Source organism: Catenuloplanes sp. NPDC051500, from assembly GCF_044454585.1.
In the GTDB taxonomy this organism is placed as follows: domain Bacteria; phylum Actinomycetota; class Actinomycetes; order Mycobacteriales; family Micromonosporaceae; genus Catenuloplanes.
The window spans coordinates 171,368-178,380 of record NZ_JBITDX010000001.1 but is presented as its reverse complement, the minus strand read 5'-3'; the positions used below and the strand labels follow the sequence as shown (position 1 = coordinate 178,380).

Genomic DNA, 7,013 nt, shown 5'->3' with positions numbered 1-7,013 from the left:
GCGTGGGACCCGCGGGGTGTGGCGTGGGGCCCGTGGGGCGTGGCGTGGGGCGCGCGGCGCCTGGCGCTGCCTGTTAAATGTGGGGTGGTGATGCGTTTGACGAGCGGGCGGGCGGCGCCGCGACCGCGGGCGACGTGCTGGAACTGCCGCGCCTGGCCGACGGACTGATCCCGTAGATAGTCGCCATCGCCAGCTGCTCACCGACGGTGATCTCCTCCGAGTACGAGCCGGTGGAGGGGCAGGCCGGTGCCCGTCCGGGCACGCCGGACAACTGGCCGGTTCTCGGCGGGTGGCGGGCGGGCGCGCGGTGGTGGTGTCCGGCGCAGCCCGGCGGCCGCGGCCAGCAGGTCACCATGCATCGGGGCGTCTATGTGATGAAATTTCGGGCGCGGAGTACCCGACTCGCAAGCTCGCGGAAAACCTCAGTAGGCCGCCCGGCAGGCAATGAGAATCACGTGCGACGGTTTCTCCGCGGCTACGGCGGAACAGGCTCCTTCTCTGCGGCTACGGCAGCATCAGCTCGTTCTCTGCGACTACGGCAGCATTAGCTCGTTCTCTGCGGCTACGGCGGAACAGGCTCCTTCTCCACGGCCACGGCAGCATCAGCTCCTTCTTTGCGGCTACGGCGGAACCGGCTCCGAGCGACGAGCAGAGCGCCGGCGGAGCCCTCGCCCGAGGACTGCCCGCGGGGGTGACTCTGTTGCCCATCGGCCGCAGGGTGGACAGCGGTCAGGGCCGTTAGCCGTGAACGAGTCGGCCGGCGCTGCGCTTCCGTCTGGGCGCCGTGAGGCATACAGGCGTGGCCTGCTTGTTTTCCCCTCTTGCTGGCGGGGGCCTGTCAGGATGCGGCCGGCTTGCCCTGCTGCTGATCTGCTTCCCGAGAGCGGTGCGCCGGCAAGCGGGGCGGTGAGGTGGTCACCTTTCCGCGCTGCGCGCTGCGCGCTGCGCGCAGCGCGCGGCTCAAGGTCGAAAGCGGGGTGGCGGCGAGGGTTTGGGCGGAATGCGGAGAAGCGGCAACGGCGGAGGGCGTCAGGTGAGGCGTGTGCACGCTATTCGTCGCGAATGACGTGTCCATGGCTCACCTGGCCGTTGATCTATCGGCTGCTGTTGATTGACGACGGCGGCAACGTGCCGGCAGCGGGGGACTTTCTCGATATTTTCGGCGAGAGTTGGGTCTGGTCAGCCATAGCTGAGCCGCCCTCGAGAATGGGCAACAGAGTCGGCAGCGTGCGGGCTGCACCTCACACAGAGTGTGAAATGGACTAGATCTTGCCTCCGCCTTGGGCGTCCTTCGTCTTGGGCGTGGCTCCGGCTCCGGTCCCCCGCGGTGGGCGTGGCTCCGGCTCCGGTCCCCGCGGTGGGTGTGGCTCCGGCTCCGGTCCCCGCGGTGGGCGCGGCTCCAGCTCCGGCCCCTGGCCTTGGGCGCGGCCCCGGGCGTGGGCGCGGCTCCGGGCGTGGGCGCGGCCCTTGGCCTTGGGCGCGGCTCCGGCCCTGGAGACGGCTCCGGGCGTGGGCGCGGCCCCGGCCGCGGCTCCCGCCCGAGCGCGAACTACCGCCACCCGGGTGGCGTCACGCGCAACTTCGACCGCCACGTCCAACCGGAGGCCGATCGCGACAACCGAAGCCCAGACGCAAAAACGAGTGGCGGCCGTCCCGGAGGGCGGCCGCCACTCGGCGGAACGGGGTGGATCAGTTGGCGATCATCTTGCGGAGGACGTACTGCAGGATGCCGCCGTGGCGGTAGTAGTCGGCCTCGCCGGGGGTGTCGATGCGGACGACCGCGTCGAACTCGATGCCGGTGTCCGTCGTGACCTTGACGGTACGGGGGGTGGTGCCGTTGTTCAGCTCGGTGACGCCGGTGACGGTGAACGTCTCGGTGCCGGAGAGCTTGAGCGACTCCGCGTTCTCCCCCTGCGGGAACTGCAGCGGAAGCACGCCCATGCCGATCAGGTTCGAGCGGTGGATGCGCTCGTAGCTCTCGGCGATGACCGCGCGGACGCCGAGGAGCATGGTGCCCTTTGCGGCCCAGTCGCGGGACGAGCCGGAGCCGTACTCCTTGCCGGCCAGGATCACCAGCGGGACCCCTGCGGAGGCGTAGGCGGTCGAGGCGTCGTAGATCGTGGTCTGCTCGCCGGTCAGGTGGTTGACGGTGAAGCCGCCTTCGACGCCCGGCACCAGCTGGTTGCGGAGCCGGATGTTCGCGAACGTGCCCCGGATCATGACCTCGTGGTTGCCGCGGCGGGAGCCGTACGAGTTGAACTCGTGCCGTGCGACTCCATGCGAAGCCAGGTACTTACCGGCGGGCGAGTCGGCCTTGATGGAGCTGGCCGGGGAGATGTGGTCGGTGGTGACCGAGTCGCCCAGCTTGGCGAGCACACGGGCGCCGGAGATGTCGTTCACCGGCGACGGCGAGGCCTGCATGCCCTCGAAGTACGGGGGCTTGCGCACGTAGGTGGAGTCGTCGGACCACTCGAACGTCTTGCCGGTCGGCGTGGGCAGTGACTGCCACTGCTCGTCGCCGGCGAAGACGTCCTGGTAGGCGGCGGAGAAGCCCTCGGCGCCGATGGCCTGCGCGATGACCGAGTCGATCTCCTGCGAGGACGGCCAGATGTCGTTGAGGAACACAGGCTTGCCGTCCGAGCCGATGCCGAGCGGCTCGGTGGTGATGTCGATGTCCATCGAGCCGGCGAGCGCGTACGCGACGACGAGCGGCGGGGACGCCAGGTAGTTCATCTTGACGTCCGGGTTGATCCGGCCCTCGAAGTTGCGGTTGCCGGAGAGCACGCTGACCGCCGTCAGGTCCGCCTCGTTGACCGCGGCGGAGATCGCCTCGGGCAGCGGGCCGGAGTTGCCGATGCAGGTGGTGCAGCCGTAGCCGACCAGGTTGAACCCGATCTTGTCCAGGTACGGCGTGAGCCCGGCCCGGTCGTAGTAGTCCATGACGACCTTGGAGCCCGGCGCGAGCGTGGTCTTGACCCACGGCTTGCGGGTCAGGCCGCGCTCGACCGCCTTCTTGGCCAGCAGCGCCGCACCGATCATCACCTGCGGGTTCGAGGTGTTGGTGCAGGACGTGATGGCGGCGATGACGACCGCGCCGTGGTCCAGCTCGAACTCGGTGCCGTCCTCGCCGACCACCCGGGTCGGTTTGGAGACCCTGCCGGTGGCGCCGTTGGCCGCGCTGTACACGTGCGGCTTGTCGGACTCGTCCTCGACGCCGTTTGCGGGCGGGTCGCTGGCCGGGAAGGACTCGGCGCTTGCCTCGTCCGCGTGGCCCTCGATGCCCTGCACGTAGTTGCCGAGCGCGTCGCGGAACATCGCCTTCGCCGAGTTGAGCGGGACGCGGTCCTGCGGGCGCTTCGGGCCGGCAAGCGACGGGACGATCGTGGAGAGGTCCAGCTCGAGCTTCTCCGAGTAGTCCGGCTCGGCGGCGGGGTCGAGCCAGAGGCCCTGCTCCTTCGCGTACGCCTCGACCAGCGCGACCTGCGCCTCGGTGCGGCCGGTCAGCTTCAGGTAGTCGATCGTCTGGTCGTCGATGGGGAAGATCGCCACTGTCGAGCCGTACTCCGGCGACATGTTGCCGATCGTGGCGCGGTTCGCCAGCGGCACCGCGGAGACGCCGGGGCCGTAGAACTCGACGAACTTGCTGACCACGCCGTGCTTGCGCAGCATCTCGGTGATGGTCAGCACCAGGTCGGTGGCGGTGGTGCCGGCCGGGGCCTCGCCGAACAGCTTGAAGCCGACCACGCGCGGGATGAGCATGGAGACCGGCTGGCCGAGCATGGCGGCCTCGGCCTCGATGCCGCCGACGCCCCAGCCCAGCACGCCCAGGCCGTTGACCATGGTGGTGTGCGAGTCGGTGCCGACGACCGTGTCCGGGTACGCCTGGCCGTTGCGCTCCATGATCGTACGCGCGAGGTATTCGATGTTGACCTGGTGCACGATGCCGGTGCCCGGCGGGACGACCTTGAACTCGTTGAACGCGGTCTGGCCCCAGCGCAGGAACTGGTAGCGCTCGCGGTTGCGCTGGTACTCCAGGTCGACGTTGCGCTGGAACGAGTCCGGCCCGCCGAACAGGTCGGCGATGACCGAGTGGTCGATGACCAGCTCGGCCGGGGCCAGCGGGTTGACCTTGGTGGGGTCGCCGCCCAGGTCCTTGACGGCCTCGCGCATGGTGGCCAGGTCGACCACGCAGGGCACGCCTGTGAAGTCCTGCATCAGCACGCGGGCGGGCGTGAACTGGATCTCCACGCTCGGGTCCGCGTTCTGGTCCCACTGCCCCAGCGCGTTGATGTGGTCGGCGGTGATGTTCGCGCCGTCCTCCGTGCGGAGCAGGTTTTCCAGCAGGATCTTCAGGCTGTACGGCAGGCGCTGGTGGCCGTCCACCTTGTTGATCTTGAAAATCTCGTAGCTCGCGTCACCGACGCGTAGCTCGCTCTTCGCACCGAAGGTGTCGAGGCTCGCCACGTCGTACTCCTTCCCGCTGTCCCTGCGGTCCCTCGGCCCCGGGGCCGCTCGCCGCTCGGCGTCCTGGCTCCCGGAAAACGGGCTGACCGTGAGTAGTCCTCAAACAGTCTTTCGCATGTGTTACCCGTTCGTGTCGGTTAGGGCGGGCTAACTACTCCCTATCAAACCGTACGTCCGTCTTGCTAAAGCATACAGGGACGTCGCCGGTACGGCGCGGCGGGCGTCAGCCCAGCGAGATGACCGTGCAGATCTCCGGGCCGTTCGCGGTCGTCCGGAGCAGGTAACGGAAGCTCTGGCCGGGGACGGCGCCGCCGCTGCTGTCCAGGAACTCCCAATCGACGGCGACCATCGCCAGGCCCGCGGAGAGGCTCTGCACGTCGCGGATCTGCGCGTGCGCGGCGACCAGCTCCGCCTCGAGGTAGGACGGCGCGGCGCCGAGGAAGCTGAGCGCCACCGCGGTCGGCGAGGTGAACGTGAAGCTGTAGGCGCCGGAGACCACCATGCCCGGCAGCGCGTAACAGTTGGCGATCCCGCTCAGGTCGCCGGCGGTAAGCGCGGCGCCATAGCGGTCGAAGAAGTCACTCAACGTGTCCAGATCAGTCGTGGCGCTCACATCTGCAGAGTTTCCTGCCAGCGAGGTCAACAAACCGCGCCGACACTCCGATCACGCCGCGTCGATCACGTGCGGCACGAAATGGCTGTCATTCTTCGTGATCAGGGAGGCCGACTCGCGGATTCCCATGCCGGACGGTTCGCCGTCGACCATCCAGACGCCGAGGACCGGGTGCATCACGCCGTCCGCCGACTCGAACGCCGGCAGCGGCGCCAGAGCCTGCACCACATACCCCTCCTCGCCGTACGGCCCGGGGCTGTCCTCGATCGGCACACCGTCCAGGAAGAGTCGGGTGGACGCGCCCTCCCGGCCCCACAACGGCTTCATCGCGTACGACGTGAGGTGGTCCGGTTTCTCGTCCGCGAAGTACGCGGGCAGCAGGTACTTCGCGCGCTCCGGGTCGTCGCCGAACAGCTTCCACAACACCGGGAGCAGGCCCTTGTTGCCCCAGAGCGCTGCAGTCCACGGCGGCTCGATCCAGACGGTGCCGCGCTTCATCGGGTCGGCCAGGTCCCGGAAGATCGGCCGGCCGCCCTCCTCGTGCCAGATCCACTCCCACGGGTAGAGCGCGAACACCACGTCCAGGTGCCGGTCACGGAAGACCATCCGGTCCGCAAGCGTGTCCCAGCCGATCTGCGACATGCCGATCAACTCGGTGTCGTACCCGGCCTGGCGGCAGGTCTCCTGGAGATAGGCGGTGTTCATCCGGTCCTCGCCGGAGGTCTCGCCGGTCTCGTAGGCGAAGTGCACGGTAAGCGTCTCCGGCAGCCCGGGGCGGGCGGCGCGCAGCTCGGCCAGGTTGCGGCGCCAGGCCTCGACGAGCGCCTCGTGCATGCCGTTCCACTGATCCTGGGTGCCGGTCTGCTCGAGCCAGCGCCACTGTGTCACCGACGCCTCAAGCAGGCTGGTCGGCGTCTGCGCGTTGAACTCAAGCAGCTTGGGCGGCCCTGCGGACTGAGGGCTCCGCCCCTCGTATCGCAGGTCGAACCTCCCGTAGACGCTCGGCGAGAAGTCCGGCGACTGCGGCGGGTACGTGCCGTCGAGGTCCTTGTCCCCGTGCGTCCAGGTCTCCGGGGAGCCGTCCTGCCAGGTCCGGATGATCTGGGCGTGCGCGAACTCCGGGATGCCGAACCGGGACAGCAGGCAGACCTGCGGCGTGCAGACCGAGTCCAGGTAGCGGCGGGCCCGGACCGTGCGGTCGTGCCGCGGGCAGGTGCCGACGATGTGGTCGCCGGCCGCCACGCACATCTCGTGAAGCGTCGCGGCCGCGGTCTCCAGCTCGTCGATCTCCGCGGCGGTGAAGGCGTACCGCGCGCCCTCCCGCCAGTAGGAGACGCCGCCGGCGTCGTTGTAGACCAGGCCGAGCCGGGCGTTCTCCGCCTGCCAGTCCGGCCGGGCCGGAACGCTCTCGCGCCGCATCAGCCACCGCTCGATCCGTGCGGCGCCCCGCCCTTGCCGACCACGCCGGTCCGCACCGTGCCATTGGTGACCCGGCCCGTCTCCGGCAGTCCGGCAGCCCGGCGCGCCGCCGTGTCAGTCGCGGAGAAGCGCTCCCCACCGCTCGGCACCTTCTGCCCGACGGCCAGGCCGCGCGCGCCTGCGCCGCGCCACAGGAAGAAGCCGGCGGCACCTCCGGATGCGCCGTCGCACGTGCTCTCGTCGACCACCACGTTGTTGCGGTCCGTGCAGTAGTAGGACAAATCCTCGTCGGGGCTGCTGTCGCAGGCGGCGGTGCCACCGGCGGCGAGGCCGAGAAAAGCGGCTGTCAAAGAGATTCGCCGCGTCGTAGCGCTGCGGGGCATGCAGTGACTCCTGGGCTGGGGTTCACCCGATCGTGACATCTGCCGGCAACTCCGTCAGCGTCAGACTATGGGCTTGCGCAAGAATTGCCGACTAATTGCGGATCATCTGCAAAGTCTTGCATCGGCTTTCAGCA

General features: G+C 69.2%; 4 protein-coding genes. All 4 read right to left on the bottom strand.

The annotated features are described in order from the left end of the window. Window positions 1-1,689: 1,689 nt before the first annotated feature. Window positions 1,690-4,464, bottom strand: coding sequence for an aconitate hydratase (locus ACIA8K_RS00705; RefSeq protein WP_396053463.1), 2,775 nt, complete (start codon window positions 4,462-4,464; stop codon window positions 1,690-1,692). 223 nt (window positions 4,465-4,687) lie between these two features. Further along, a complete protein-coding gene (locus ACIA8K_RS00700) occupies window positions 4,688-5,077 on the bottom strand; it encodes a hypothetical protein (protein ID WP_396053461.1) in 390 nt (129 codons plus the stop codon). Between the two features lie 51 nt (window positions 5,078-5,128). Next, the gene (locus tag ACIA8K_RS00695; RefSeq protein WP_396053459.1) at window positions 5,129-6,496 is read right to left on the bottom strand and encodes a glutathionylspermidine synthase family protein; all 1,368 of its coding nucleotides are present in this window, start codon (window positions 6,494-6,496) and stop codon (window positions 5,129-5,131) included. Further along, window positions 6,496-6,846, bottom strand: a complete 351-nt coding sequence (locus tag ACIA8K_RS00690; protein ID WP_396053458.1) for a hypothetical protein — start codon at window positions 6,844-6,846, stop codon at window positions 6,496-6,498. Before ACIA8K_RS00690 ends, ACIA8K_RS00695 begins: the two co-directional genes overlap by 1 nt. Window positions 6,847-7,013 lie beyond the last annotated feature (167 nt).

Coding starts and splice junctions, on each gene's coding strand:
- ACIA8K_RS00695 (WP_396053459.1), bottom strand. CDS start 6,496: ATGCGGCGCGAGAGCGTTCCGGCCCGGCCGGACTGGCAGGCGGAGAAC.